Annotated in this window: 25 protein-coding genes and 1 tRNA gene; 19 read left to right on the top strand and 7 right to left on the bottom strand. The window is 54.2% G+C overall.

Annotated elements, in window-relative coordinates; all coding sequences use genetic code 11:
* A partial coding sequence (locus KJ653_01390; protein ID MBU0684490.1) for a transposase occupies window positions 1-1,083 on the bottom strand: 1,083 nt, incomplete at its 3' end.
* A gap of 128 nt (window positions 1,084-1,211) precedes the next feature.
* On the opposite strand from KJ653_01390, the gene KJ653_01385 reads away from it, so the two are divergent.
* The 8 genes from KJ653_01385 (at window position 1,212) to KJ653_01350 (ending at window position 9,951) form a co-directional block, all read left to right on the top strand.
* Window positions 1,212-1,285 (top strand) — tRNA-Arg (locus KJ653_01385).
* 463 nt (window positions 1,286-1,748) lie between these two features.
* On the top strand, window positions 1,749-4,328 hold the full coding sequence (locus KJ653_01380) for a molybdopterin-dependent oxidoreductase (protein MBU0684489.1): 2,580 nt from the start codon (window positions 1,749-1,751) through the stop codon (window positions 4,326-4,328).
* 1 nt (window position 4,329) lies between these two features.
* On the top strand, window positions 4,330-5,043 hold the full coding sequence (locus KJ653_01375; GenBank protein MBU0684488.1) for a 4Fe-4S dicluster domain-containing protein: 714 nt from the start codon (window positions 4,330-4,332) through the stop codon (window positions 5,041-5,043).
* Window positions 5,040-7,334 (top strand): polysulfide reductase NrfD, encoded by a 2,295-nt coding sequence (gene nrfD / locus KJ653_01370; protein ID MBU0684487.1) that lies wholly within the window; start codon window positions 5,040-5,042, stop codon window positions 7,332-7,334. The genes KJ653_01375 and nrfD overlap by 4 nt, the downstream gene beginning before the upstream one ends.
* Window positions 7,335-7,336: 2 nt before the next feature.
* Window positions 7,337-7,534: a hypothetical protein gene (locus KJ653_01365; protein MBU0684486.1), complete on the top strand. Its 198-nt coding sequence runs from the start codon at window positions 7,337-7,339 to the stop codon at window positions 7,532-7,534.
* A gap of 117 nt (window positions 7,535-7,651) precedes the next feature.
* A complete protein-coding gene (locus tag KJ653_01360; GenBank protein MBU0684485.1) occupies window positions 7,652-8,293 on the top strand; it encodes a molecular chaperone TorD family protein in 642 nt (213 codons plus the stop codon).
* A gap of 117 nt (window positions 8,294-8,410) precedes the next feature.
* Window positions 8,411-9,547, top strand: a complete 1,137-nt coding sequence (locus KJ653_01355) for a 4Fe-4S binding protein (GenBank protein ID MBU0684484.1) — start codon at window positions 8,411-8,413, stop codon at window positions 9,545-9,547.
* 137 nt (window positions 9,548-9,684) lie between these two features.
* Complete coding sequence (locus KJ653_01350; protein MBU0684483.1) at window positions 9,685-9,951, top strand: hypothetical protein; 267 nt, start codon at window positions 9,685-9,687, stop codon at window positions 9,949-9,951.
* Window positions 9,952-10,213: 262 nt separating this feature from the next.
* On the opposite strand, the gene KJ653_01345 is transcribed toward KJ653_01350, so the two are convergent.
* Both KJ653_01345 and tatC read right to left on the bottom strand, forming a co-directional pair.
* On the bottom strand, window positions 10,214-10,450 hold the full coding sequence (locus KJ653_01345) for a twin-arginine translocase TatA/TatE family subunit (GenBank protein MBU0684482.1): 237 nt from the start codon (window positions 10,448-10,450) through the stop codon (window positions 10,214-10,216).
* A 228-nt stretch (window positions 10,451-10,678) separates the two neighbouring features.
* On the bottom strand, window positions 10,679-11,698 hold the full coding sequence (gene tatC / locus KJ653_01340; GenBank protein ID MBU0684481.1) for a twin-arginine translocase subunit TatC: 1,020 nt from the start codon (window positions 11,696-11,698) through the stop codon (window positions 10,679-10,681).
* A 460-nt stretch (window positions 11,699-12,158) separates the two neighbouring features.
* On the opposite strand from tatC, the gene KJ653_01335 reads away from it, so the two are divergent.
* Window positions 12,159-12,740: a hypothetical protein gene (locus tag KJ653_01335; GenBank protein ID MBU0684480.1), complete on the top strand. Its 582-nt coding sequence runs from the start codon at window positions 12,159-12,161 to the stop codon at window positions 12,738-12,740.
* 458 nt (window positions 12,741-13,198) lie between these two features.
* Here the strand turns inward: KJ653_01335 and KJ653_01330 are convergent, their stop codons facing one another.
* Window positions 13,199-13,882 carry a hypothetical protein gene (locus KJ653_01330; protein MBU0684479.1) on the bottom strand — a complete coding sequence of 228 codons (684 nt, stop codon included), beginning with the start codon at window positions 13,880-13,882 and terminating at the stop codon, window positions 13,199-13,201.
* A 1-nt stretch (window position 13,883) separates the two neighbouring features.
* The gene (locus KJ653_01325) at window positions 13,884-14,816 is read right to left on the bottom strand and encodes a hypothetical protein (protein ID MBU0684478.1); all 933 of its coding nucleotides are present in this window, start codon (window positions 14,814-14,816) and stop codon (window positions 13,884-13,886) included.
* A 519-nt stretch (window positions 14,817-15,335) separates the two neighbouring features.
* On the opposite strand from KJ653_01325, the gene KJ653_01320 reads away from it, so the two are divergent.
* From KJ653_01320 to ccsA, 8 genes are all read left to right on the top strand, one after another.
* Window positions 15,336-16,967: a fibronectin type III domain-containing protein gene (locus tag KJ653_01320; protein MBU0684477.1), complete on the top strand. Its 1,632-nt coding sequence runs from the start codon at window positions 15,336-15,338 to the stop codon at window positions 16,965-16,967.
* A 143-nt stretch (window positions 16,968-17,110) separates the two neighbouring features.
* Window positions 17,111-17,824, top strand: a complete 714-nt coding sequence (gene ccmA, locus KJ653_01315; GenBank protein ID MBU0684476.1) for a heme ABC exporter ATP-binding protein CcmA — start codon at window positions 17,111-17,113, stop codon at window positions 17,822-17,824.
* The gene (locus tag KJ653_01310; protein ID MBU0684475.1) at window positions 17,821-18,501 is read left to right on the top strand and encodes a heme exporter protein CcmB; all 681 of its coding nucleotides are present in this window, start codon (window positions 17,821-17,823) and stop codon (window positions 18,499-18,501) included. The genes ccmA and KJ653_01310 overlap by 4 nt, the downstream gene beginning before the upstream one ends.
* 3 nt (window positions 18,502-18,504) lie before the next feature.
* Entirely contained in the window at window positions 18,505-19,611 is a 1,107-nt protein-coding gene (locus tag KJ653_01305) for a cytochrome c biogenesis protein (GenBank protein MBU0684474.1), read from the top strand.
* The gene (locus KJ653_01300; GenBank protein MBU0684473.1) at window positions 19,608-19,757 is read left to right on the top strand and encodes a CcmD family protein; all 150 of its coding nucleotides are present in this window, start codon (window positions 19,608-19,610) and stop codon (window positions 19,755-19,757) included. Before KJ653_01305 ends, KJ653_01300 begins: the two co-directional genes overlap by 4 nt.
* Window positions 19,747-20,205 (top strand): cytochrome c maturation protein CcmE, encoded by a 459-nt coding sequence (locus KJ653_01295; protein MBU0684472.1) that lies wholly within the window; start codon window positions 19,747-19,749, stop codon window positions 20,203-20,205. The genes KJ653_01300 and KJ653_01295 overlap by 11 nt, the downstream gene beginning before the upstream one ends.
* 153 nt (window positions 20,206-20,358) lie before the next feature.
* Entirely contained in the window at window positions 20,359-21,987 is a 1,629-nt protein-coding gene (locus tag KJ653_01290) for a hypothetical protein (GenBank protein MBU0684471.1), read from the top strand.
* Between the two features lie 4 nt (window positions 21,988-21,991).
* On the top strand, window positions 21,992-24,145 hold the full coding sequence (ccsA, locus tag KJ653_01285) for a cytochrome c biogenesis protein CcsA (protein ID MBU0684470.1): 2,154 nt from the start codon (window positions 21,992-21,994) through the stop codon (window positions 24,143-24,145).
* Between the two features lie 9 nt (window positions 24,146-24,154).
* Here ccsA and KJ653_01280 read toward each other — a convergent pair whose 3' ends face one another.
* Together KJ653_01280 and KJ653_01275 are read right to left on the bottom strand one after the other, a co-directional pair.
* Window positions 24,155-24,418, bottom strand: a complete 264-nt coding sequence (locus KJ653_01280; protein MBU0684469.1) for a zinc ribbon domain-containing protein — start codon at window positions 24,416-24,418, stop codon at window positions 24,155-24,157.
* 86 nt (window positions 24,419-24,504) lie between these two features.
* Entirely contained in the window at window positions 24,505-25,848 is a 1,344-nt protein-coding gene (locus KJ653_01275; GenBank protein ID MBU0684468.1) for an acetyl ornithine aminotransferase family protein, read from the bottom strand.
* 338 nt (window positions 25,849-26,186) lie between these two features.
* On the opposite strand from KJ653_01275, the gene KJ653_01270 reads away from it, so the two are divergent.
* Both KJ653_01270 and KJ653_01265 read left to right on the top strand, forming a co-directional pair.
* Window positions 26,187-26,360, top strand: coding sequence for a DNA-directed RNA polymerase subunit K (locus tag KJ653_01270; GenBank protein ID MBU0684467.1), 174 nt, complete (start codon window positions 26,187-26,189; stop codon window positions 26,358-26,360).
* 9 nt (window positions 26,361-26,369) lie between these two features.
* The coding region (locus KJ653_01265; protein MBU0684466.1) for a 30S ribosomal protein S2 at window positions 26,370-26,821 on the top strand (452 nt) is incomplete at its 3' end.

The following is a 26,821-nucleotide window of genomic DNA, read 5'->3' as shown; positions in this document are numbered from 1 at the left end:
GGCATTTATGTGCCTGTCGAGGTGCCAGCCACACTCACACACGAACTCCGTGCCCATTCGGGAATCTTGTATTCTCCCACATGCCGGGCACTTTCTGCTGCTGTATCTTGGATCGACTTTGACGACAGGGATTCCTCTCCACTGAGCTTTGTACTCGATGATGCTGTGGAGCTTCCTCCGGGGCCACATACTGAGGCGACGATTCAGGTCTTTACCTCTCTTGAACCGGATTCCTGTCAGATTCTCGAGGACTATTGCAGACTTGTGTCCATCCGCGAAGGAGAGGACGGCGTCTGCCACCTGGTGGAGCCTGTACTCAACCCTGTGGTGCTCTCTCCTCCCCTCACTTCTGCATAGATTTCTGGATGTCCGTCTGTCATGCGCCTTCTTCTTCTGCAGCCTTCTTCTCCTGTCGTGATGCCTCTGCTGAATCATCGCTATGTCAGGGAACTCCGCCTTGACCGAAATCGCCGCATCAGAGTGACTGTATACGAACACACCGTCCAGACTTCGCTCGTTGGTGTCGAGTGACAGCAATGAATCAGGAACGTACGGCACAGGGACACTCCTCCTGAAGGCTATTATGACCCTATCGGGAAGAATGGTCAGCGATCCGAGGGAGAGAGTCGTGTCATCCAGATACTTCCGATGATAATGGCTGACGATGAGCTTCAATCCGACATGGCAGCCAGCCCTGATCGGAAGGTCGATGGTCCCAGACTTACGATCAAGCTTGTACGCCTGGTTCTCCGCCTTCATCATCAGGCGCTTCACATATGGGATCCTGTACGCAACATCTTTGCGAGTGCGCCTGCGATAGTTCCTAAGAACGCCGCCAGCCACTTCGAACGCTGATACCAGGTGTTTGGCGTACATCATCGGATGTTCTTGGCGGAAATCCTTGTATGCGAGTCTGACCAAGGCGTTTCTCGATGTAACTCTCGCCTGGAGACCGGCCCGGATTGCGTTGTTGACAGCCAATCTGAAGTCCTCAAGAAGAGACTTCGCTTCCGATGGAAGGTTCGTGTCCAGGTAGAATACGACTCCCTTGACCAGCATCTCATCCTTGACGATGATCGGCATATTACACCTATTCGACTACATGTAGCAATTGGAGGTCAGTGGCCACGCTTCCTGACGGCTTTACCACCCAAATTGTTCCAGAGCCTGCATCTGCAAACAATATAATACACTGGACCAATCACCACCAAGGGCCCGTGGGGTAGCTAGGACATCCTTTTGGCCTTCGAAGCCGACGACGTGGGTTCAAATCCCACCGGGCCCGCTCGTTCCTAAGGTGACATACTCTCCTGCGCAGTCTCCTTAGATCTCGAAAGCGGCCGGCTTTGCTGTGGAAATGAATATCAGTCATCCCGAATCAATATTGGCTTCGGCTAGGCGACGGTGAACAAGAAAAAGAGGCAATACACCAAAGCTTTCTGCGTTTTGTTTCACGGTCTTCATAGCTTCATGCCATCGCCTCTGAGCAAGATATGCAGTTCGCCCGGTTGATAGGGAGCGACATTACCATTGCTTATCTAGTACTGTTTAGCCAACCGAACGTCATTGAACAGATATGCGGCTCGTCTACAATCGGGGGAGAACGAATCGAAAGACTAATCCAAAAGATTAATGTTCTTTGAAGATATGCGTGGCCTTAACACCGTCAAGAGAATTCATGCTTGGGTGTGCAAATGCAACCGTCGAAACCTCAGGAGATTTGTCAGCCGGTGATGTAACTGGTCGAAATGACAAGAAGACAATTTGTCAAGATTGCAGGGCTGGGTGCTGGTGCAGCAATTGCTCTGGGTTTGGTTCCTGAGGACTTCTGGGATTCACTCTTTCAGCGCGATGCCAAGGCCTTCGACGCCGTTTCTCGAGAAGAACGGAAGTATTCTACCTGCTGGATAGGCAAACAGGATTGCGCAGTCATAGCGAGAGTGGTCAGTGGTAGGATTGTGAAGTTGGAGGGCCACCCAGGTGATCCAAGGATACGAGGGACCCTCTGTCCGAAGGGAATGGCACAGATAATGTCCATCTACGATCCGTACAGATTGAAGGCCCCTCTCAAGCGGACAAACCCGAAGGGTGAACCAGGGACCTGGGTGGAAATCACATGGGACGAGGCTCTTTCCACTGTGGCTGACAAGATTAAGGAGGCCAGAGCGAAGGGCAGCAAGTACTTGGTGTGGCAGAAGGGCAGGAGCAAGGGTGCTCCTTTCTATGACAATGCCTTTGTCAAAGCCTCAGGAGCAATCATGCTTCATAATGGAGCATTATGCTCCGATGCTGGCTACAGGGCCAGCGAATACACAGTCGGCAGAAACGGCGTGATGCATCCCGATTTCAAATATTGCAATTACCTCCTTTGCTGGGGCTGGAATCTCACCAACGCGGGTGGAAACAAATCCTGCTGGATTCAGTGGAACCAGCTTTTCGTTGATGCGAGAGAACGCGGGATGAAGGTTGTGGCGCTGGATCCGTCTCGTCAGGGTGTAGGTCCGCATGCTGATGAATGGTTGCCAATCAAACCCGGCACAGACCTCGCCTTCTACCTTGCTCTGGCAAACGTCCTCATCCAGAGGAACAATGTAGACACTGAGTATCTGAAGAAATGCACGAATGCCGCGTCCCTGGTCAAAACCGATGGTACGATTCTAACCGACGGTTCAGGCAAAGAAATGGTTTGGGATAGTTTGTCAGGGAGCGCGCTTGCATACGATACGCCGGGAATAGATACTGCACTTACTGGGGATTACATTGCAGGTTCTGAAGCCGTCAGACCTGCATACCAGCTCTTCGCAGATCATGTGGCAGACAAGACGCCTGCATGGGCTGCAAACATCTGTGGTCTGTCCGAGGAGCAGATCATCAAGGTGGCCACGGATCTGGGTACCAATGCAAGGATAGGTAGTACATTGATGATTGGCGGTGTCGAAGTACCGTATCGCCCTGTGGCAATCCATGCCTACCACGTGACTGAACAAGAGCTAGGATTCCAGGCCACCCGGGCAGCAATTCATGTCATGATGTTGCTGGGAGCCATCGAGACCGCTGGCGGTCAATTCTTCGACTTCTCCCCCACAAGAGCTGGTGAATTCGACAGCTGGAACGCGGTCTCAATCATGAATACCGGCTATAACATCTCCTTGAAGGACAGCAAGTACTACCCGATCAACAGCAACAACCCGAACATAGTGGCCGCGGTTATGAATGACCCGGCAAGATTCAACTTTCCCGAATCTGACCTGCCCGAAGTCCTCATAATTCACATGACGAACCCGCTCTTGGCGTATCCGTCTGGGCAGAGTGATGTTGCAGAATCCTACAAGAAGTTCAGGTTCATCGCCGTCATCGATCCGTGGCTGAGCGAAACGGCTGATCACTTCGCTGACATAGTCCTGCCAGCTGCTACGATCGAGAAATACGAAGGGCCATTCTCTCTATCTAACACATACGTTAAGGCGACGTCAATTCGCCAGCCCCCAATCAATCCACTGTATCAGAGCAGAGGCGAGATCGATATATACCTTGACCTTTGTGAGAAAGCCGGGATTCTCTCCGGGGCGGGCGGTTATCTAGACTATCTGAACTCCGAACTCAAAATGGTGGACCCGCATAAGCTGGACCTGAACACGAAGCCGACGGTCAGGGACGTTTTCGACAGATGGGCAAAGAGTAACGGGATTGCTGGCGGCATCACTTTCTTTGAGAAGAACGGAGTGAAGTCTGAGGGAGCAGTTTCCGCCGACAAGTACTACGGAAGCGCCTTCGCGCCTCCGTACGATGGCCTCAGGCATAGGCTATACGGAGAGGCGCTGTACCGTTACAGGGGCGTAATGCAAAGCATGAGCGTCGATGAGTTGTATTACAGGGACTACACAGCGTTCCCGACCTGGCGCACCCAGACCAAGGACCTTTCCCCTCCAGACTACGACCTCACGCTTGTGAGCTACAAGAAGATCGAGCTAAAGCAATCAAGGACGACTTCCAATGCACTGTTGAACGAACTCGTTCCCAAACAGAGGCTGCTCATCAACTCTGCCACGGCGACTGCAAAGGGCATTGCCGACGGAGACCCGGTATTCGTGGAAAGCCACAATGCTCTCACAGGAGAAACACGAAAGATTCAAACAGTCGCGCAGCTGGTGGAATTCGTGAGGCCGGACACAGTCGTGCTCCCTCACCACTACGGGCAATGGGTGCATCCTGTTGCTAGGAACTCGGGCCCCACACCCAACACTCTATTCTTCACTGGCAATGGATACGTTTCGAACACCGCGGATCAGTCATTTCACGTCAATGTGAAAGTATGGAAGGTGGCGTGAGATGGTCCGATACGGCATGGCCATAGATCTGTCGCGCTGCATGGGTTGCCGAGCATGTGTTGAGGCCTGCAAGGTTGAGAACAACACACCGATGGCGATCTTCTGGATGTGGTTGTTCAGGTTTGAAGAGGGAACCTATCCGAACTCTAAGATTAGGTACATGGCGCGCCCGTGCCAACATTGCGACAATGCGCCTTGCGTCAAAGTTTGTCCCGTTGGTGCTAGATTCAAAAGAGATGATGGATTGGTGCTGACCGATGCTGATCGCTGCATTGGTTGCAGGTACTGCGAAGTGTCCTGTCCCTATGGCGTGAACTACTTCAACTGGAAGAAACCCTCCAAGAACCAGTACTTTGACTGGGGTAGCAGCGGTCTGCCTTATGAGAACCCCGACCACGACATCAAATATGAGGGCAGATTGGTCTCCGGGGGAAATCACTCCGCGGGCGTCATGGGCAAGTGCACATTCTGCGTTCACAGGCTCATCAAAGGTCTCAAGCCGGCGTGTGTGGCGAACTGCCCTGTGGGAGTGTTCACTTTCGGCGATCTGGACGACCCGAGCAGCGAAGTCTCCAAGGCGATTGCCGAGAAGGAGCACTTCCGGCTGCAGGAAGAGCTGGACACGAACCCCAAGGTCTTCTATTTGGGCGCCCCTCTCGACCCGACGAAGCTCAGGAAGCCTTTTGACTTCTACAGAGAGGAGGTGACCCAATGAGAAGAGGTCTAATCCTCCTGGCTCTGGCACTGTTGGTCCCAATGATAGTGGTGATTGCGCCGCAAGCAAACGCCTTCTTAGGCGGCGCGGGCAGCGGCATTCAACAATACGACTGCGGCAGCTCTTGTCATGTGACTCCGGGCACTGCAGTCGTGACGATGTTCACTCCGAGCTTGACCGTTGAGAAGGGCGGGAGTGTCACAGTCACCGTCAATGTCTCCGGAGGAAACTCGGGCCCTATCCTCGGGGCGATGCTCGTCTCCTCCTTGAGCCCGGATCCAACGAGCGTACCATCTGCGGCAGGGTGGACAATCACGGCCGATCCTAGCGGTTCTGGGACAGACAACTACTACGAGATAAGCAGCTATGCAGGCCTAGTTTCTCTGCAATGGTCACTGACCGCGCCACTGACGGATGGCACTTACTCGCTGTTCGCAAGAGTGCAACACGGTGGAGGTGGAGAAGCGCAATACGCCAACAACGAGGCGGGCCTTTCGTTCCTCGTGGGCACCGGGGGCGTTTCTGGAGCTCCCGTCGTAAACATCATCTCGCCATCAGATTGGGAGTATGTCGAGGGCGTCATCACGGTGGACGCCAGCATCCAGTCGAGCACCCCCATCGCCTATGCCCTGCTGCAGATCGATGGCGTCGTAGTCAACAACAAGTCCCAGGAGCCATTCCGCTGGGATGTCAATACAACGGAGTATGCCAATGGTGAGCTCTCACTCAACGTCACAGCATTCGACACCAACGGCAGCTTCGGATACAAGGAGATCACAGTCAATGTGAACAACCCCGTAGCGAAGAAGGCGATTCTCAACTGGGTCTGGATGGCCGTCGGAGGCGTCGCGATCATCCTAGGGATAGTTGCGGTTGCGCTATTCATGAGGAAGAAACCCAAGGAGAAGGGCGTGAGCGAACCGAAGTTGAGCTTGACAGAGAGAGAGCTTCTGGCGCCACTGCTGAACACCAAGCTTCCGGGCTATACTTTACTCGCTCTTTGCATGGCCGGAATCGTGTACTTCATCTACATGTGGTACAGCCTCATCATATCTGGTCATGTCGCGACGGGGATGAGGGATTACGGCGTGCCTCTCTCAGGGACGCCGTGGGGCATATTCATCGTGAGCTTCATATGGCTTGTAGGCATCGCTCACGGCGGAATTATCATCTCGGCATCTATTCGCGTCCTGAAGTTCGAGAAGTACAGGCCAGTAGCGAGGATGGCAGAGGTCCTCACTTGTGTGATGCTCCTCATGGCAGGCCTTACGATCCTGATGGACCTCGGAAAACCCGAGAGAATCGACAACGTCTTGCGTTACTACTGGTCCCAGATAGGCACTTCGCCTTTCGCATGGGATTTGACAGTGATTCTGCTCTACACGACACTCAGCGTGACGTATCTGTACTTGCTTATGCGCGAGGATCTGGCATACCTGAGGGACAGGCTTCCGAAGTTCAGGTGGATTTACAGCATATTGCTGTTCGGGTACAGGGAGAGCGAGAAGAAGAAGATCGATCAGATATCGTGGTGGATCGCGCTGACGCTCCTCGTGCTTGTAGCGCTCCTCAGCGGAGGCGTGATTCCTTGGATATTCTCGCTGATAGCCGCACAGGCTGGATGGTTCGGGGCCATCCAGGGGCCGTACTATCTGATTGCAGCGCTCTCATCTGGCATAGCCTCGGTGATCGTCATAGCTGCCATCATGCGAACGGTCTTCAAGTGGGAGAAGTACATCAAGCTGGAAGTCTTCACTGGCCTTGGAAAGGTGCTCGGCATATTGGTCCTCATATACCTCTGGTTCGTAAAGCACGAGCAGCTCACGATGCAGTTCGCGTCGCCGAGGGTCGAGCACGAGATTTCAAATGCGCTCTTGACGGGAGAGTACGCTGTGTTTTTCTGGCCTATCGTCGCATCGCTTCTGTTTGCATTCGCATACCTCGAGCTGGTCGGGACGATCTTCAAGAAGTACAGCATCCTTGGCACGACGATCACGGCTGTAGTTATCCTCGTCGCGTTCTGGGTGAAGCGGTTCTTGATAGTGATCCCGTCGCTGAGATACCCGAGGCTCGAGCTGTATCCAGTAGGAACCTACACTCCGACTCTGGTTGAATATTCGATGGTGTTGGGAACGCTCATGATTGCGGCATTCCTGTTCGTACTGTTCATGAAGGTGTTCCCGATAATGGAGATGAAAGAGTCGGCGATGGATCTGGCTGAGGCGACGGCGGGGGATCGCAATCAGATGGAATCGGATGCCCAGAGAAAGCCGAGTCCAAAGGAGGGATGAAAATGGTGCAGATTGGAATAATCGTGGTATTCGGGATCATCCTGATGCCTGTGTTCATTATGATCTTCGCGTCGATCTTTGGGAAGCCGAGAGACATGCGAGTGACAGGGATATTCCTAGGACTATTGGGAGGCCTCATTCTGTTGGGCGTCGCCTTGATATTCATGGCCTCAGTTGTCCTCACCTTCCTCTCGCCATGAACTGGGGAAGGAGGACACGTATTGCTCGTATCGAAACGAGGGCGAGACGATTTGGGGGACGGGATCAAAGTGGCTGAGGATATTGAGCGAATGCAACTCCTGCAGGCTCGCGAGAAGATGTACGAGTTCCTGTCTTATGCGTACACCAAAAACCCAAGTGCTTCCTTCTTGGATTCCCTCAGGAGTATTGAGTTCTCAACTGGGTTGGAAGAACTGAGAAAGCTCTTCGAGGGTGTGCCAGGCTCCGAGGAGTTGCTGGAAGACCTTGCCGTTCTGAGAACTGCCGTCTCCTTCAGCAAAGAGAGGGAGAACGAGGTTCTCACACGCCTTCAGGAAGATTACGTGCGAATCTTTCGAGGCATACGCAGGGGATACGGACCTCCACCTCCTTACGAATCCGTCTATAGGTCGGAAATCGTGATGTCGGATGCGACTTCTGACGTACTGGCGCTCTACCACAAGGCCGGGCTAGAAGTTCGTGGAGGTGAACCTCCGGACCACATTGGATTCGAACTTGGCTTCATGGCATACCTTTGCAAAAAGGAGGCGGAGTATCGCATCGCTGCAGATTTGAAGAACGTAACCGATTTCACATCATTCCAGAACGATTTCCTGTCAGACCACATCCTGACGTGGGTGCCGCAATTCTGCACGAAAGTCATGGACTATGACAGTGCTTTCTATGCTGCAGTGGCCGAATTGACGTTGGGCTGGCTGCGGCTCGAGGAGAAGAATACGAATGACAGGCAATCCAGTTAGGCATCTGGCAAGTGCTAACTCACCCGGCAAGGCGACAAGAGCAAAGGAGGCGGTTCCCTGTCTGGATCAAATCTGAGCATTCTTCCAAAATTGTTGGTTGGCTCGGGAGGATTTGGATTGGACACCTTCATCAAGCTAGCTGACATGATGAGCTCCTTCGTCCCGTTCGCAAATCAGTCCTCCTGCCCGAACGTGAGATGGAAGAAGAAGGCAATATGCAACGCTCCTTGCGTCAGTCTGTGTCCTTTCAAGGCGATATCGGTCACTGATTCGATTTCCATCAATCCGTCCAAATGCATTTCGTGCAATATCTGTGCGACCTCCTGTCCGTACGGAGTGTTTGACCCGAAGATCCCGTCAGACTCGATCCTATGCGAAGGCATCCTGGCCGCCAGAAAGAAGGGGAAGAACATCATCAGATTCTCCTGTGACCGATGCAACGGAAGATACGGAAAGCCGAGAAAGAGAGCAGTCAAGGGCGCCGAGACAATCGTTCTCCCATGCCTCGGCTCGCTGTCAGAGGCTCTTCCAGTCTACGCAATGCTACTGGACTGCCAGGTGACAATGGACCCCTGTCCAGAGGATTGCACTTTCTCAGAGGGAAAGAAATGCTACGAACTGGCTATGGGGAGATTCGAGAATGTTCGCCGAAGTTTCGTCGTGAGACCATATGACGTGTCTCGAGTAACTGGCAATAGGAGGGTCACGGGGCTCGAGAGGCGGGAGCTCCTTTTGTCCGCGGGTGAGAAGATCATGAAGACACTATTCAATCTGGAAGAACCGCGGAGGAATGGTCCGTCTCCAGATCTCTACAGACAATCGCTGCCTCAGAGAAGGAAGGAGCTTCTCATCTTGACCAAGGGGCTAGAACCGAATGTCAGGAATGTGAGTCTTGAGGACTATCCGATATTGGACCTTCAGATTGACAAAGCCTTGTGCAATCTTTGCGAGGTGTGCTCCGTGATGTGCCCGACGGGAGCCCTTCGCTATGCGGAGAAAGGAAACAGAGGTTCGATTGATTTCTCGCTTGGGAGATGCACCGGATGCCGGCTTTGCATCGAAGTGTGTCCGAATAGCTGTGTCTCCTCTTCCAATGCGAGACTCGGCGACATCAATTCCGGCGAGAGTGTCCTTGTCCAGAAGAAGATATACAAGTGCAAGAGCTGCAATTTCAAGTTCGTTCATGACGCCTCATGTTCAGGTGAGGAAGTCTGTTCGATGTGCGTGAAGAAGAGGAGCCTCGTGACAATGTAGGGACATGAGAATCGGATCGAGGTTATGCAGACGTCGTGCGAGCACCCGGAGTCCCTGCTGGTCTTTCCATTAGTTTACCAATCTCGCTATATGCTACATATATATTGCAGAATGCGAATGGGGAGAACGGTGTGACCATGGTCAGCATCGAGAAACCATCAGTTTGGGAACGGTTGATGACGATTGGGTGGATTACAGCCATCGGAGCGCCACTTCTATATATCGCTGTGGTCAATGATACGACTGAGAGCTTGGTCCTGGGGGCTCTTGTGGTGTTCGTTATTGGTAGCGGCCTCTTCATGATAAGTGCATACTCGGCCATCGTGTCTGTGACTCGGGGCTTGATCAAACTCAACGAAGATATGATTGCATTGGTCAATGAACCCAGAAGCGGACAGAAGTAGGCAGACACACGATGACTACGGTCACCTAAGACTGAACGTATCTTTCCGTCATCAAGTAGCTTGCCCTTCTTACTCTCCACAGGAAGGCGATTGAGAATCAAGCGCCACCAGATATCCGGCCCTTGTCCTGCGCGTCGCAATCGCAGTGCCCTTCCAGATCTAACAGCACTTCCAGATCTAACAGCATCTACTGAACGAGCCTGTCTAGAACATATGTTGACGAGTTCCGCGGATCAGCCTAGACGATTGACTGCCCCTTTGATTACTTCAGTGGGGTCTTGGGTTCAGTTTCGGAGGATACCTGTTCTCTCGGTATCGGCTTGTCCATCCCGCTGACCTGAATCTCCCGTTCGATTTCAAGCCTCCCTCTCTTGAATTCACCCATAGCTCTGCCAAGTCCTCTTGCGAACTCGGGAATCTTCTTGCCGCCCAGAAAAAGCATCGCGAAGAACACCAATATCAGTATGATCTCCGTGCTGCCCAGACCTAGCAATCCCATTCAGTTTCATCTCCAGACGTCCCTATCCCGCACGGTAAATATATAGTTTGTGCATTCCTCGAATCAAGGCAAGTCGGGAGAACTGGATGATTGGAAGAAGAACTAGGTCTACGCTTTGCCTAATGGAGGGTTTCGTGCCCATGATTCAAGGGCTGTGCTGCCAATATCCCTACCTGCTCACCTTTGTCGCAGTGGAATTGATGATGACTGGTTGCGCGAGCCGTCAACTCAGCCAACTGGTTCCTTCGCCGGCTTCCCCTTGGTCAGTCCGTAGATGCCGACAATCATTCCGATCGCATAGGCAACGAGACCTACTCCAATCACCAACCAGTTCTTCCATCCGACATTGCCGAAGCTGTCTCCGCCTATGTTGAGTCGCAAGGCATCATGTAGCCAAGATGCAACCACGGCAAGGCATCCCAATGTGGCGATTATGAGGCCAATTGTCAAGGCTTTGTTCTTGCTGACAGCAATCACACAGCCAGAGAAATACAGTGCCATCATAGGAGCGGCAATCATCATCATCGTGACGCCCGTACCATCGGGCGTGATGATTGCTGCAAATATCATCGATAACAGTGCCGCCCAACGCCAGTTTTTCGTCCAGAACTCCGGTGAAACTAGCCCAAGAGAGGAGAGCCCGACGATTATCACCGGCAGCTCTGCCACAACTCCGAATGCAAATGTCATCAAGATTACGAAATTGACAAATTTGTCGACTGTGAATAGCTGCTCAATGCCCATAGCGTCAGCGAACTGATACAGGAATTCAATTGAGAACGGAAGGATGAATAGATAGGCGAATAAGGCGCCGAGAACGAATAGTATGCTGCTAGGGAGTGCTAGTCTCAGAACAACCTGCTTCTCGCGGATTCGGAGAGCAGGTCCCAGGAACCTGGCTATCTCATTGACTATCATTGGCATTCCTAGGGAGATGCCAAGCATTATCGAGATTTGGAGCTGAATCATCACAGCAGCCCAAGGGGTAAGGGCGATCAGTGTTGCGTCTGGTGGTAACAAATCGTGCGATATCCTAAGAAACACCTTAGTGGCGATCGGGTGCATGATGTCAGGATAGGGATATGGCACACTGATGCCCCCGACATCCCCATTCCTGATGTCGAAAGTGAAGCAGAAGAAGGAGATGATTCCGACTACCAAGGCGATTCTTAATATGCATCTCCTTAAGGCGTTGAGGTGATTCCAGAAGCTCGTTCTTCTTTCAGTTGAGGTTTCGCTAGATTGCATCCAGCACCATTCCTGGGAGCGTCAGAGCATGTCCTCATAATATAGTTTATGCGATTTGAAGCTGGAGGTGGAATCCGGTGTCGCTCCAGGATACTAGTTATCACTGCTCCCATACAGAACGCTCGAAAGACCTGTTCCAGTATGTGCATGATCCCGAGTTATGATCCGTCGGCGTGTACTCCATTCGGTATGGACATCCTGCTTCTCGGCTGATCCATATGTTCCTTTCTTCGTTTGTTTCTTACATGTGGAATCAGAGAGAGAAGAGGGGCTTTCTGTCGGCAACACGCAAAGCTATTTAATAGGAAATCACGATGAGTGTTAAGGTTGAATCTCGACCTTGAAACAGACGGTAATTGTGTACCGTCCTTCGAATCGAGAGGCGGGTGTTAGGTTGTCTATCGGTAGCCGCGTGATGAGAAAGATTTCCAGAAGAGCGGAGTCATTGCCTCGTACGGGAATGTCCAGAAGAAGGCTAGCCAGCGCACTTCTTGCAATTGGAGTGATAGCGCTTTTGGCTGTGGCTCTAGTGCCCGCAGACAAATCATCTGCGTTTGTGGGTAGAGAGGGCGGTAATTGCGACGACTGCCATACTGGGGCGCAAACGCCGGCAATGCTATCAATTGGAGGCTTGCCACCTGGCACGTATACACCAGACCAGCAGTATACCATAGTAATCACCATAGACGATACCAACGATGCGACCGGCGAGAACAGCTTCAACATCATAGCATCAGCGGGTATTTTCACAACGACAGACCCGAACGCTGAAATCAACTCTGCTGGGGCCCAAGCCTCTGCAAACGACGCTGTGACCCCGATGACCGCGACGAGCTGGACAGTGATCTGGACCGCACCGAGCTCGGGATCAGCGCAGATAGATGTGTGGGCAGTGATGGGAGATGGCGCCGGTGGCTTTGTTGACATATGGGACACCGAGTCCTACACGTACACTGCTATCCCTGAGTTCCCATTGGTCCTCATTCCAGTCATCGGTGTTGCAGCTGTCGTCATCCTGGTTTCAAGAACACGCAAGGGATAGTCACCGTCAATATCTGGGACTGGCAACAAGCGCAAGTGCCTCTATCGGCACCTCGACAGTGCATATGCTGAGTGGGCAAATCGAGACAAACCATTTCGATTTCTATGATGTCTCAAACTGGGCAATGATAATCAGGACCTCCTCAGGACAGTTCTCTAACAAGCCAGGTGCCACATGTAGCAGGGAGAGACAAACATGATGAGCGTGATGGAGGACTCGATGCCGATCCCAATAGCATAGGCCGGGATGCGTCTTTGTATCTTCACAATCGAATTATCGACGGTGTCTCCATGGGTTGTCAGAGCATTCATCCTGGTCGGATCGCTCTTGCACCAAATCGAAACAGTTCTCCGACAGCAGAGGGTCAATACCTAGGTCGGCATCACGTTCGACGGACTCTTAATCATCTGTTCCTTCAGCTCTATCGAGCGAGACTCTCGAATCTTGCCGGTCGCCACCTACGCTATCACGGGCTCATCCCATTTGAACAGCTTCTGGCAGGTTTCAGGAGCGAATTTGACTATATCCAGGTTCTTCCTTCGCGCCAATATGAGAGAGCCGATGAAAGCCACCGCGCTGCCAAGCACGACTGCAGCAGCTACGTTAAGATCGAGTTCAAAGGCTTTTTCGACATTGAGGCCCACTAGAGCGTACAAGGGGTCAAAGAGGCTTTCGTTCCTAAAGATCTTCGAGCCTAGGCAGCCCGCTATTGCAACCATTCCGAATCCGACGAGTGTGATCGCAACATAGACTGTGGCCATCGCGGGGCAGGCCCATAGACTTCTGCCGAATCTCGTCCGAATGAAGACCACGCCGCCCCACAAAACCGTGGCGTACGCCGTCAGCAGTACCTTGTTTCTTACCAAATCGTTTTCAATGAGCGTGTCTATCGGCCAGGCGTACATCCCAGTCCATGCGGAGAGGATAAGGCCGGCGATACCCCCTACTGCGGCGACATAGCTCGTAATCTCGGCATATCCCCTAACTCTTATCGCCCAACGGACCAACGGGTCGGGCATTCGCTTTCTCAGACGCACGACTATCTGTGCGCCCGCCACTATCATAATGCAGAAGAATGCGAGCGTCAGAAAACCTGAATGCAATTCAGCCGTTAGCGCGTGAAGCCCACCCATACTAACCATGTTACTTGCCCTCCTTTTCCATAAGATTCTTCCTAATCAGCAGCGCCGCTACTATCAGTACGGAAATGCACGCGATGATGAGTATGGTTCCGGCCGCCATCGTCCACATCCAGTCGAGGAGCCTCTGATTCTCTCCTGCGTTATTGACAGTAACTGATATCTCGTCGTACCCATGAGCCCCTGTTGCGTTGGTAGCGGTTACGTTGATTGAATGAACGCCATCTGCGTAGAGGTGCGTGTCAATCGTCCACGAGAACGGGGCCTCGGTCTTGTTGTCGACCTGAACACCGTCGATGCTGAGTATCGCGTACGATATGTCGGATGATGGAACCATACTAGCTGCCACGATGACCGCTTTTGACACTTCAGAGTTCGCAACCGGTGATGTGATGACAAGGGAAATCTGGCCAGCGGTCCCCGGATTCCCAACAACAAACGTCACACCAGCCGAATAGTCACGCGAGTAGGTCTCACCGTCTCCGTGGAGCTCTCTTGCATACAGAGTGTATATCCCCTCTGCAAGTGGTGCGGTAAGAGTCCATGTCCAAGAAACAGAGCTGGAATAGGCATTGATCTCGTGGTAGTTGTTAGCGGCAGCTCCAGTGGGGTCAGATACGATGGTCCAACCCGCGTCGGAAGGAAGGCTTCCCGAGGTGGATAAGGCTGAGAGTATCATCACGCCCAGTGGCGCGTTTGAAGCCTCTGCGCCGCTGACATTGACTGTCACAGCTACAGTGCCGCCCGGTGTTAGAGTAATCGTGGATGGCCACATTGTGACTACTGAGTCGCTTTGAACCGTATGGCAATCGGTACTGCACCCGTATTGCTCATTCGAATCACCGATGCCGTTGTTGTATGCTTTCATCGTTGGTGATAGGACTGCGATTGCAATCAGCACGGCAACCAGGAATAGAGCCACATGATTTCTTCTCAATCGTCAACACCCCTAGTAGTCTCGCGTATGCTTCCGAGTCCCCGGCAAGTCTTAACCCCGTTATTAGCTTTTCTCTACGAATGAACTTGTTCCTCTATTCGATGCGAAGGGTTTCACGGACGACTGATCATATCTCCTTGCGACAGCTATCACGAAGGTCGCAACGCTGCTTATCGCAATTACGACGTCCATGCTCGCCTGGAGGACGAGGTATGCAGACACGCGGAGTCCGACGAAGTTTCAGAGCGGGTCGAGCGTCCTGCCTTCCTCTAGGGTGTGCCCGCCCGTCGATCCTGAAGTGCCAAGCACGCCGAATGTCATTAATTTCAATCCTACGTATTATCACTTTTCGACACATGGTCCGAATCCGCATTACCGTCAAATATATAACGGCGTGAAGTAATGTCGAATTCAGTCCTGAAACATGTGCCCGATGATTGGATAGGAGGGCTTACTATAAAAACATGGAAGCTCGCATTTGCTCTCGGATTGTGTGCGGTTGGCGTCTTAGTCTTCTTGATGCTCCAGCTACCTAACAATGAAGCGGGGCCGCCTCCAACCACGGCAAGCTATGTGGATAATGCGCAGTGCGTCCCGTGCCATTCTGGGAAGAACACGTCATGGTCTGGTACATTGCACGCGGACGCATGGTTTGAGAGAGACAGTTGCGAACCTTGTCATTCGACTGGTGCAGGAAGGCCGAGCATATATCCTGCCACTGGGTACAACATAACTACTGACACTCCAGTCTATCTTCAGAACATAACATGCCAGGCATGTCATGGGCCCGGCAGTGAACATGTCGCCGCGAGCGGAGGGAGGCCCACCATCGGTCTCGTATTGAACTCGAGTCTATGTGGTTCGTGCCACTACTCCCCTCAAGGCTTGTCCAGTACGCACCACCCGACATACAACGAGTGGGAGGTTTCCGGGCACAATACAAGCCAGAGACTTCCAAGCTTTGTGAAGAGGGCTTCTTGCTCGAACTGCCACGAGGTGTGGAACTCAATCGAGTATCTGGAGACGGGCGTGGAGAAAACGGTCCTAAGAGAGAGCAATGAGGATGCTCCTTTGACCTGGGAAATCGCGTGCGTGACGTGTCACGATCCGCACAGCGCTTCGAACCCCTATCAGTTGAGGGTAGTCCAAGAGGAGCTATGTGCGAGGTGCCACAACAGCGAAGGTGCCCAGCCTGGATCTGTACCCCACCATCCGATGGCCGAGATAAGGAACAACACTGCTGGGTACGGCATCGATAGAACGGATGCCGTGTACATGCCGAGTGTCCCCTGTGTCAGTTGCCACATGGGTGAGAATCCGAGGACGGGATTGCCGAACCACACATTCGCACCCAACCCATGGAATTGCGTGGAGTGCCATGATACAACCTTCACATCGAACGAATCTGCGAGGGCCTACATCGATATGGTCCGAGGCTTGACAGAGGGCATGGTCGCGGGAGTAGAGCCAGTGGTTGAGGAGGCGCGTGAGGCAATAGTGCAGATGAAGGGCAACAGGACGAGCGAGAATCTCGCCACCTGGATGAACGAGTACAACATCTCGATATTCAATCTCGAGAGCATTGTCTCGGACGGCAGTGGCGGTAACCACAACCCGGTCCTAGCGACTCGTCTGCTAGACGACGCAATGGAGAGGGCGCAGGAGATACTCGCCAACTTGACACCTCCTGACAAGATCACCGGCGTCCAAGTCACCAGACTGGACGACGGCAGCATAGTGGTGAACTGGAGTGCCAGCGGTGCAACCGACTTCGAGAAGTACAGGATTTATGTCCTAACGACAGCGAAGTCGAATGTCACGAGCGAGACATGGAAGACTGAAGTAACGAGCATTGCAACGATCACTGCCACTGTGACGGGTCTCGACAAGAGCACTTCATACTACGTCTACGTGACGGCCGTCGATATTGACGGAAACGAGATCACGAACGGCGTGGCTCCGGTGAGTGTCGGCAAGGTCGCAGCAGCACCTGAGCCCGAACCGGAGGAGAAGGGGCTGAGCACGCTCGACTACGGTCTGATTGGCCTCGTGGTGGTGCTTGCGGTGATCGCGGCGCTTCTGGGCATGATGCTGATGCGAAAGGGCAAGGGAGAGAAACCTTCGGAAACACCAGTAAAGACTGAAGAGTGAGAGACTCTTCTTTCTTCCTTCTTTATCTTCCAACCCCTAGCGAAGGCCATGTCAATGACCGTTGTTCCGTCTGCCCGGCCGTCGTTGAAAGGCCTGATATACTGCCACTTCAATCCTGAAGGAGCCAGCATGGGAGGAAGGCAGTGATCGAGGCCAGGGGAATCAGCAAGCATTTCGGGAGACGCAAGGTCTTGAACTCGCTCGACCTCGAGGTCGGCGACGGCGAGATCGTTGCACTCATGGGCCCAAACGGCTCAGGCAAGACCACCTTGCTGAGGATACTCGCGACCCTGACGACGCCTTCGGGAGGCGATGTCCTTATCCAGGGCAGGAGCGTCTTCGAGGACCCTGTCCCTGCGCGGAAGTCGATCGGAGTCGTCGGGCACTCCACTTACACTTACGACGACCTCACGGCCCTCGAGAACCTCAAGTTCTACTGGTCCATGAACGACCTCCCTAGTGTGCAGTTCAAAGACGCTGGAGTATCGATGCTTCGCAGAGTCGGCCTATCGCACCGGATGAACGACCGCGCGGCAGTCTTCTCCAAGGGGATGCGACAGAGACTTGCGATCGCACGCGCATTGATACATTCTCCGAAGGTCCTGCTCCTTGACGAACCATTCTCTTCGCTAGACCAGAAAGGAGTGGACATCCTGTCTCAGATCCTCTTGGAAGAGCGCGGCAACGGCCGCTCAATACTCGTCGTGACGCACGACATAGAGAGGATATCGGCCCTCGCCGACCGGGCCGACGTACTCCTGAGCGGGAGGATTGCTCATTCGTTCAGCTCTGGCCAGATCAAACAGGGAGAGCTCGCGCGCAGCTACAGGCAGGCTTCCGAAGGAGGCATCCTATGAGGGAGGCACTCACTCTGGCATCCAAGGACCTCAAGGTCGAGCTTCGATCGAAGGAGATGGTCAGTGCCATGTTCCTGTTCTCCCTCCTGATAGTCTTGGCCTTCAGATTCGGATTCTCTGATGCACTTGCGGCTGGGGACATCTCCATCGAGGACCTCGCGGCCTCCTCCTTATGGATATGCTTCTCCTTCGCAGCGATCATAGGGATGAACACGGCCTTCGCCAAGGAGAAGGACAGGGAGACCCTCGAGGGACTGCTGCTTTGTCCGATAGACAGGAGCCTCCTCTTCTTGGGAAAGGCTCTGTCATCCTTCGTTATCGTGTTCATCGTCGATATCCTGTCGATCGCATTCTTCGCCTTGTTCTTCTCGTACGGATACGGTGGTCACGGTTTGGAGGTCGTGGGAGTCGCTGTCCTCGGGACTGCTACGCTTGTGCTGGTAGGCACTCTTGTCGCTGCCATATCGGTCAATGCGCGTGCACGTGAGGTATTGCTGCCGATACTACTGATACCGTTAATCGCCTTCACCGTGATCATCCCATGCGTTACGGCAACAAGGAACGCAATCCTGGGGGACATAACCGAATCCTTAAGGGAGTTGCTTTCCATAGCTGGCTACGCTGTCGTGTTCGGTGTCGCAGGTTATCTCGCCTTCGATTACGTTGTGGAGGGCTGAAGGATGAACAAGTCCAAGTTAGCGCTTGTGTTAGCCGCGGTCGCAGTGGCGTTGCTGCTCTTGACCGTCTGGATGGCGCTGTACTACGCCACGATTCCGCAGACGAGCGTCAAGTCGGCAGACGAGGTGCTCTCCTCCATTGAGGGGAGGGGAATCAGAGTTGCCGGATTCGTCTGTGCCAGGTTACCGGGCCCGGACCCCGTCGCCGAGAACCTGGGAGCGACGGTTTTCTCAATTGCGGATTTCTCGGACTTCCTGAACTACCGGGACGCAGTCATGGACGGCCGACTGAATGAGACCTGGTGGACCGTCAGACCTTTGGATGTGCTGGTCAGGTCCACGAACGAGGACATACGCAGCAAGATCGCGCTCGGAGCGAACCTCTCGGTTCTCGGGACCGTTTCATCGTTGGAGCTGGGCCCGAACTCCAATGTGACGGGCCTATCGCTGGAGGTATCGGGCGCAGACAATGTCCTCATAGGGACTTCTGCGTCGCAGTTCGACATCCTCACCGCCCCTGTTGCCCAGAAGATCTTCTATTTCCACATGCCCTCCGCATGGATCTCATATGTTGCGTTCTTCACGACGCTTCTCGCGAGCGCCCTTTATCTCAAGACGAGGGACCAGAAATATGACAGGTGGGCGCATTCGGCGGCGGAGTTGGGAGTGCTTTTCGCCACCATAGCGATTTCGACCGGGCCAGTCTGGGCAAAAGAGGAGTGGGGCGTGTACTGGCGTTGGAACGATTCGAAGCTCGTGACCACATTCATCCTGTGGCTCGTATACATAGGCTACCTGATGCTCAGGGCCTCGGTGGTCGATCAGGGCACGAAGGCCAGGGTGTCCGCGGTCTACGGGATAATAGGGTTCATCACCGTGCCAATGAGCCTTCTGTCCGCCAGGGTCGCCCCATTGCTGAGGTCGAGCCACCCAGTTGTCATTGCAATCAAAGGCGGAGGGCTTTCGCCGGAGGCCGGCATGACGATAGGGGTCGCCCTGCTCGCCTTTACGGCCCTGTACATAACAATGCTAATAAAGAGGGTGGAGATTGCGGAAGCAGATGAAGAGCTTGAAGAGCTCAAGAGGAACGTAGGAGAGGAGGAGTCATGAGCAACTCGTTCACAGCGGTCTACATAGCGTACTCGATTGTCTGGGTCGGCGTGTTCGCATACCTCGTCTACATGCATATCAGACAGCGCACCGTCGAGCGGGACATCAGAACCCTGAAGGAGGAAGTGCGCAAGCATGGCCAGTGAGAAGCCGACGGAACCGCCGGCTGAGCCCAGCGCCGCGCCCAGGCCCATGTCCAGGCGGAAGAAGCGGAAGCTGATTGTGGCCATGGTTGTCATCGCTGCCACTCTCGTTGTCATATTCTGGGGTTGGAGTTCTACAGGGAGGAGCTTCCTCGGAGTGGGAACTTTGGTAGATGAATCAAACTCGACGAACCCCCCGACCGTCCCCGCGAAGTACGCCGACAAGGTCATTGAGACCCAGGGAGTAGTTGACAGCTGGTACGGCGGCCAGGATTTCGTCCTTATGGATAAGGACGGGTCTGGCAAGAACTTGACCGTCCACATGCAGGGGACGTTCCCCGAGGGCTTCGCGATAGGCAAGACGGTCGTCGTGAGGGGCACGCTTGACGGGACTATGCCTCTGACTATACAGGCGACCGAAATAACCGTTGGATGCGCTTCGAAGTATTAGCCAGGTTCGGGGGGATGTCTCATTCGATCGAGAGATGAGGAACTGAGGAAACCGCTCGCAGTCAGGTTCGCGGCCGTCGCTTTGACCTTCCTGGCGCTGCTCCCGCTACTTGGACATGCAGAGATCTCCGCCCAAGCCCAGGGCTCCGAACCATTGGTACGGAGCAACATCATCATGATCGTCCAGGGCGAGAACGATGTCACCAATAGAACGGAGGCCAAGAACGATTTCTACGCTCTCAAGATCGTGAGTTATGAACTCCCGCATGATTCGAGCAGAGTCTACACGAACATCCCTCAGAATGCGAAGGAAGTTAACGTATGGACCCAGCTCGGATCCCTGAACCAGCCGCAGTCCGGGAGGGAGACTTCGGGGAACATGTCCGGCAAGTTCTTCATCGACGTCCCAGCAAGTCACTTGAGAAACTCAAAGTTCACAAACACGACCGCCAACGAGTCTGCCTTCCGTGCTCCAGGGAGCATCTTCGAGAACGTCACATACTCGTCGGGCGCACTCCAGCTGTCAGGCGGCTTCGAATCCGGGTCATTCGTATCAGCTGATATCCCCGTTAGTGCGGCGTTCAACGTTATCTCCGGCAACCTCACATTGTCAGGCAATTCATCGGACAATGTGACAAGCTACCTATCGAACGACGGCGGGTTCACTTGGACACAGTGCGAGAACAGCACTGAATTCAACTTCACGGCTGCTGGCACTGTCCTGAAGGCGAGATTCGTGCTGGACGGCAACTCAACCCTGGGGATCCTCCCGAACATCACTTCGTTCAAGATCGTCGCTGGCTTCGTGCAACTCAAGACGGTGTTCACTGTGCATGTTTCGTATCTCTGGACCCAGGACTTCACGGACCGCCGGGCGACCATAGACCTGTCGGAGGCGATGTCTTACACGTCCCCGGGCTCCTTCCTAGTGATGCTCTACACGCTGAAGGGGTACACGCCCAAAAGCGTTGGCTTCGACCTCACCCAGGATGAAACAGGATCCATGAACACGTATCCTGACAAGGACCTTTACCTCTACAGCACATCGTCGCCGCCGTCTGGAGGCAACATATCGGTGGTGTTGATGGCCCCCAAGACTGACTACTCGTGGGCGTTCTATGTTGCAGGGGGAGCAGTACTGGTCACGTTGCTTGGATTCGCTCTGCTGAAGCGGCCCAGAAGGGCACGAGGCACCCCCCCCTCCGTGAAAGACGAGGAAGTGGAGGAAGAGATGCCGGACGTGGATAGGGAGGCTCGGCGCAAGGAGCTTGTAGAAAGGAAGAAGAAGATCATGGCAGAGATGGAGGGGCTCAAAGGCAAGGAATCCTCTGCGGAGCTCAAGGATCTCAAGAGCGAGCTCAAGCAGGTACGGAACGAGCTGAACAAGCTTCCGAAGGCTGGCGAAATCACTGTTGTCCGCGTTGAGAAACCGGATGCCAGAGCACAGTCCCAGGCGCCATACGAGGCTATGCTGGCATCCATCGCCAGGCTTGACGACGACTTCGGCAAGGGCAGGCTCTCCGAAAGCACTTACAAATCCATTAGGAAAGGGTACGTATCGAAGGCGGCAGCCCTCATGGAATCTCAGAAGAAGGCCCGGAATGAAGCCGAGAACCCGCTCGTAGCAGAGAAGAACAAGTTAATGGAGGCAATCCTCGCACTTGACCACGAGCACGAGAAGGGCGAGATAGATGAGAAGGTTTACGGGGAGCTGCGGGCTTCATACCGAAAGGAGCTGGCAGAAGTAGCCCACAAATTGGACGATCGAATGGAGGGGGGATGAGGACGTGAGCGCGGGGGACCTTATGCTGATCGGAGGGACATTGGCTGCCGTCGGGACAGCGGCCACGCACTCGCTCGCGTTGCGTTCCGGAGACAGGAGGATGACTAGCGTCTCTGTACTCCTCTCCATGTTCACATTCCTGTTCGTCTCGCTTGCGCTCCTGCTCCTCACGTACTACTTCCTATCGTCGGATTTCAGCAACGCCTATGTCTGGTCGTACTCGTCCGCCGATCTTAGCACGGTCTATAAGCTCTCAGGAATTTGGGCCGGTGCCTCCGGCTCCTTCCTGCTGTGGACGTGGTTCATGACCCTGGTCCTGATTGCGGAGGTAATCCTCGAACCGCGGAGACGGTACCTGAGTCGCAAGTTCCACAGCGTGTTCCAGATAGTGATCTCGGCCACGGTCTTCCTATTCCTTCTAATACTTCTAAGCATGAACATATTCAAGCCGACAGATGCGTGGGGGCTGCGGTACTTCCCCGACGGGTACGGCATGAAGCTGGTGCTCCAGACGCCTGAGATGATAGTGCATCCGCCCGTCGTGTTCGCAGGTTACGCTTTCTGTGTCGCTGCCTTCGCCGCAGGTGCCGCTTACTTCATCACATCTGACAAGAACTGGTCGGCCGTGTCCCTCCCCTGGGCTCGCCTGAGCTGGCTATTCCTTACCCTCGGGATAGGCATCGGCGCCATATGGGCCTACTATGTGCTAGGATGGGGTGGGTATTGGGGGTGGGATCCTGTGGAGACCGCATCGCTCTTGCCCTGGTTGATTGTCACCGCCTTCCTTCACACGCAGATCCGACACGTGAGAAAGGGCGAGTATGGGGTCGTCTCCCCAACGCTCGGGATGCTATCGTTCGTAGCTGTCATCTTCGCAACATTCGCGACAAGGGCGGGCGCGATATGGACGTCATCGGTACACTCGTTCAGCTCTGTCGAGAGTGCCAGTGCGGGCGCAAGGCTGTCATATCTTCTCCAGAACGACATCACGGTTCTCGGAGTCTTCACGCTAATGCTCATGTTCCTAACGCTCAGCGCCTTCCTCGCATATTCCAAATATCGTTCCCTGCCCCCTCCGAAGGAACCACCGGAGCCGGAGAAGATCACCGAGTACATAAGCGACAGGAACAACATGCTGATCACAGTCGTTCTGCTGCTGGCGACGAGCGCCGTCATGCTCCTGCTCCTGTTCAAGAACGTAAACGTGTCTCAAGGCGCGAACTACGTGGAGTTCAACCAGAAGATGTCCATGTTCTTCGTGGCTATCATGGTAACTATGACCATCTGCCTGATCTGGAAGTACCTTGGCAAGGAGATTGCGTTCTGGCTCGGGTCGAGCATCCTGCTGCTATCCGTCGTGCTCGGAGTCGGCGCGGCCCTGACTGACAGTATAGACTGGCTCGTTGCGTTCTCGTTGCCGTCATACGTCGTCGCCGTCGGAGCCTCTGTTGTCAAGTTGGTCAAGTCAGGAATATCAGGCTCGATCCGAGCGACTTTGCAGAAGCTTAGCCCGCACATCATACATCTCGCTGTGGCTTTGGTGCTCATGAGCTTCGTGGTTTCCACAAACCTCCAGCAGTTTCCAGTCAGCGTGGGACAGGTGGCAACTCCCGCGGGATTGGTCGTCAGCGTAGGCGACGAACTCAGCGTAGGTGACTACTCAATCAGGCTGATCTCTGTGAGCGCCCGGAGCGAACTCTCATATGCCGGCGGTACAACCGTGACAGAGGTCAGGGAGGCCGTCCTGGACATCGTGAAGTCAGGAGACACAGTCAAGCAAGGCGTCACGCTCATCGACAAGTACGGCCCGTCCAGCAGAGGAGGCCTCGAGGTCGTTGACATTGGAGTCTTCGTTTACAAATCTCTCTTGCGGGACCTGTACATCAACTTCCAATGGCGGGACAACAGCTCCGCCCTGATTGAGGCGAAGACAATACCGTTCATGAACACGCTCTGGATAGGCTTCGGACTGCTGGTCGTGGGCTTGGCCGTGAGGACGGTCGTCTGGCGCCAGGAGCCTAGGGAGACCAAGCCCCCTGAGGCTCAGAAGCAGGCTCCTGAGAAAGGCAAGGTCGCACCTTCCGTAAAGGACCAAGAATACTACGAATCGAAGGTGGAGGAAGAGCTCCGGAAGTTCAAGCGGACGAAAGGCAAGTGAATGTTCGCCTCAGCGGCGTCCGCTCCTCCGCATTTCCTCCTTCAGTCCCTTCTCTTCTTCGTTGTCAGGGACCTCAGGATACAGCTTCGCCCCGCAACTGTCGCACCTCGGTTGGTCCGCGCGGTTGGGGGCGTCGCACTGCGGACATCGTGTGATGCCGGATATCGCCCGTCTGACCGCGGCCAAGCGTTCGGGATCCAGCCTGTAGAGAGTCGCTATGACGTTATCATGATTACTCTCTCGGTTCTCGTCGGACAATCGAGCCACTTCCATGGCTAGCATGGGACCTATACCAGATAAATGAAACTGTGGGATTCCCGGGGAAACCCCGGGATCCGGAAAAACGAGTTGTTCTGAGTCTATTCCGCTCTGTTCTTGTCGACGTGCTTGATGCATCCCTCGAGGATTTCGAGGCCCGCATCAAGCTGTTCCTGCGGGATGTTGAGCGGTGGGATGTATCTGATGTTCGACTTGCCGCATGGCAGGAGCATCAGGCCCTTCTTGAAGGCCATGTCGGAGATCAGGTCCCGGCTCTTCGCGGCGTTCTTCTTGCTCTTTCTGTCCTGGACGAACTCGTGGGCGAGCATCATACCCAGGCCGCGGGTGTCGCCTATGATCTCGTACTTCTCCTGCATCTCCTGGAGCCTCTTCTTCATGTCCCTGCCGACCTTCGTGGCCCTGTCCAGGAGCTTCTCGCCCTCGATGACGTCGAGCGTCGCGAGCGCGGCGGCGTGTGATAACGATGCTCCGCCGAATGTGTTCGAGTGCCTTCCGTACCTGTCGAAGTCGAGCTTCGCGTCCACGATCGTGGCCGCGATTGGGAGGCCACCACCCAGGGACTTCGCGCTGCAGATGATGTCAGGGGCGATATCGAAGTGCTCTGCCGCCCACATCTTGCCGGTCCTTCCGATGCCAGACTGAACCTCGTCGTCGATGAATAGGCACTTGTACTTCCTCGTGAGGTCGAAGACCATCCTCACGAACTCCTTCGGAGGCACAACGTATCCACCCTCGCCTTGAATGACCTCCATGCTGATTGCCGCGAGGTCGTTCGGCGGTATCTGGTTCTCGAAATAAACGTCTTCGATGACCTTAGCGCACCACATGCCGCAGGTTGGGTACTCCATCTTGTAGATGCATCTGTAGCAGTACGCGTAGGGGACGTGGAACACGCCGGGCATCAGTGTCGCCGTATATCCTTCCCTCTGGACCCACTTAGATGCCGTTAGCGTCATCGCACCGGTAGTCCTGCCATGGAACGCCCCGAGGAAGTCCATGAAGCACTGCTTCCCAGTCCCCCTCTTCGCGATCTTGATAGCCGCCTCGACGGACTCCGCCCCTGTGTTGGAGAAGAAAACCATCTTCTTGTTGCTGCCAGGCGCGGTCTTGGCCAACCTCTCTGCGAGCCTGGACTGCAGACCGCAGTAGAAATCAGTGCCTGCGACGTGTGTGTACTTGTCCACTTGATCCTTGATCGCAGCGACGACCTTGGGATGCCTCGCTCCCACGTTCAGGACGCCGACACCTGCGTAGAAGTCTATGTAGGTGTTACCGTCGACGTCCTCAATCACTGAGCCCTCTGCTTTCTTGAAAACGAGAGGCGCGGTCTTCGTCGCCTTGACGATGTACTCGACGTCCTTGGCGACAATCTTCTTGGCCTCCGGGCCCGGAGGCTCTACTCTGATGTTCGGAACCTTTGGCATTTTGATTCCCCTGTTGAGCTGAGGTAAGCAAACGGTTGATAAATGAGTTGTGGAAATACACAACGTTTTCTGACGAAAATGCGCCGATTTCGAACGTGCGGGTACGATAACCGGATGGGAATTGCTGGATGACGCCAGCCAAGCCTCCTCCGCAGAACGTCTCGTAATGATTATTATTTAATTATAAAAATGTTGAAATCAATGGTTGGTGCGGAACGTCTCTATTCCCATTCCATCGTTCAGGAACACCCGTGTTCTCACGAACAGACCATTCGATGCGACCCCAAACGTATATAAAGGGGCCACATTTTAGGGGATACCTCCACGGCGAGGATGCAATCTTGAAGTACACCCGATTCGAGAGAGCGCGGATAATAGGCGCGAGGGCACTTCAGATAAGCCTGGGAGCACCGATACTTGTGGATGTAGCTGACGAGACCATCGAGCCCATCGAGATCTCCATAATGGAGTTCGACAAGGGAGTCATACCGATGACCGTCAAGAGAGACTGAGGAATTCAGATGGACGAGGTATCAGACACCCAACCGCAGACTGAGACCAGCACATCACTCTTGATTCCAGAGGACGTCTACCTCACATCAGGTGTTCACATCGGCACTCAGCAGAAGAGTGCCGACATGAAGGAGTTCATCTTCAAGGTCAGGAATGATGGACTGTATGTCCTTGACGTCAAGAAGACGGACGAGCGCATAAGAATCGCGTCGAAGTTCCTCTCGAAGTTCGACCCGCAGAGGATTTTGATTGTCTCAGCAAGGCAGTACGGCCAGAAGCCCGCGAAAGTCTTCGGGAAGAGCATTGGCGCAATGGTTGTCGCTGGCCGTTTCGTTCCCGGTTCGCTCACCAACCCGATCCTTCCGAAGTTCACGGAGCCAGAGGTCCTTTTCGTGACGGACCCCGCAGCCGATGAGCAGGCACTCAGGGAAGCCCTCAACATCGGGATACCGATCGTTGG

The sequence above is a fragment of the Candidatus Thermoplasmatota archaeon genome (genome assembly GCA_018814355.1).
Taxonomy (GTDB): Archaea; Thermoplasmatota; Thermoplasmata; order UBA10834; family UBA10834; genus COMBO-56-21.
Note: the sequence above shows the minus strand (reverse complement) of the source record. Positions and strands in the feature narration are given on the sequence as shown.

Coding starts and splice junctions, on each gene's coding strand:
- nrfD (MBU0684487.1), top strand. CDS start 5,040: ATGAGAAGAGGTCTAATCCTCCTGGCTCTGGCACTGTTGGTCCCAATG.
- KJ653_01330 (MBU0684479.1), bottom strand. CDS start 13,882: ATGGTTAGTATGGGTGGGCTTCACGCGCTAACGGCTGAATTGCATTCA.
- KJ653_01310 (MBU0684475.1), top strand. CDS start 17,821: ATGAGGGAGGCACTCACTCTGGCATCCAAGGACCTCAAGGTCGAGCTT.
- KJ653_01380 (MBU0684489.1), top strand. CDS start 1,749: ATGACAAGAAGACAATTTGTCAAGATTGCAGGGCTGGGTGCTGGTGCA.
- KJ653_01320 (MBU0684477.1), top strand. CDS start 15,336: ATGCTCCAGCTACCTAACAATGAAGCGGGGCCGCCTCCAACCACGGCA.
- KJ653_01365 (MBU0684486.1), top strand. CDS start 7,337: ATGGTGCAGATTGGAATAATCGTGGTATTCGGGATCATCCTGATGCCT.
- tatC (MBU0684481.1), bottom strand. CDS start 11,698: ATGCAATCTAGCGAAACCTCAACTGAAAGAAGAACGAGCTTCTGGAAT.
- KJ653_01305 (MBU0684474.1), top strand. CDS start 18,505: ATGAACAAGTCCAAGTTAGCGCTTGTGTTAGCCGCGGTCGCAGTGGCG.
- KJ653_01350 (MBU0684483.1), top strand. CDS start 9,685: ATGGTCAGCATCGAGAAACCATCAGTTTGGGAACGGTTGATGACGATT.
- KJ653_01275 (MBU0684468.1), bottom strand. CDS start 25,848: ATGCCAAAGGTTCCGAACATCAGAGTAGAGCCTCCGGGCCCGGAGGCC.
- KJ653_01295 (MBU0684472.1), top strand. CDS start 19,747: ATGGCCAGTGAGAAGCCGACGGAACCGCCGGCTGAGCCCAGCGCCGCG.
- KJ653_01360 (MBU0684485.1), top strand. CDS start 7,652: ATGTACGAGTTCCTGTCTTATGCGTACACCAAAAACCCAAGTGCTTCC.
- KJ653_01375 (MBU0684488.1), top strand. CDS start 4,330: ATGGTCCGATACGGCATGGCCATAGATCTGTCGCGCTGCATGGGTTGC.
- KJ653_01300 (MBU0684473.1), top strand. CDS start 19,608: ATGAGCAACTCGTTCACAGCGGTCTACATAGCGTACTCGATTGTCTGG.
- KJ653_01335 (MBU0684480.1), top strand. CDS start 12,159: ATGTCCAGAAGAAGGCTAGCCAGCGCACTTCTTGCAATTGGAGTGATA.
- KJ653_01345 (MBU0684482.1), bottom strand. CDS start 10,450: ATGGGATTGCTAGGTCTGGGCAGCACGGAGATCATACTGATATTGGTG.
- KJ653_01280 (MBU0684469.1), bottom strand. CDS start 24,418: ATGGAAGTGGCTCGATTGTCCGACGAGAACCGAGAGAGTAATCATGAT.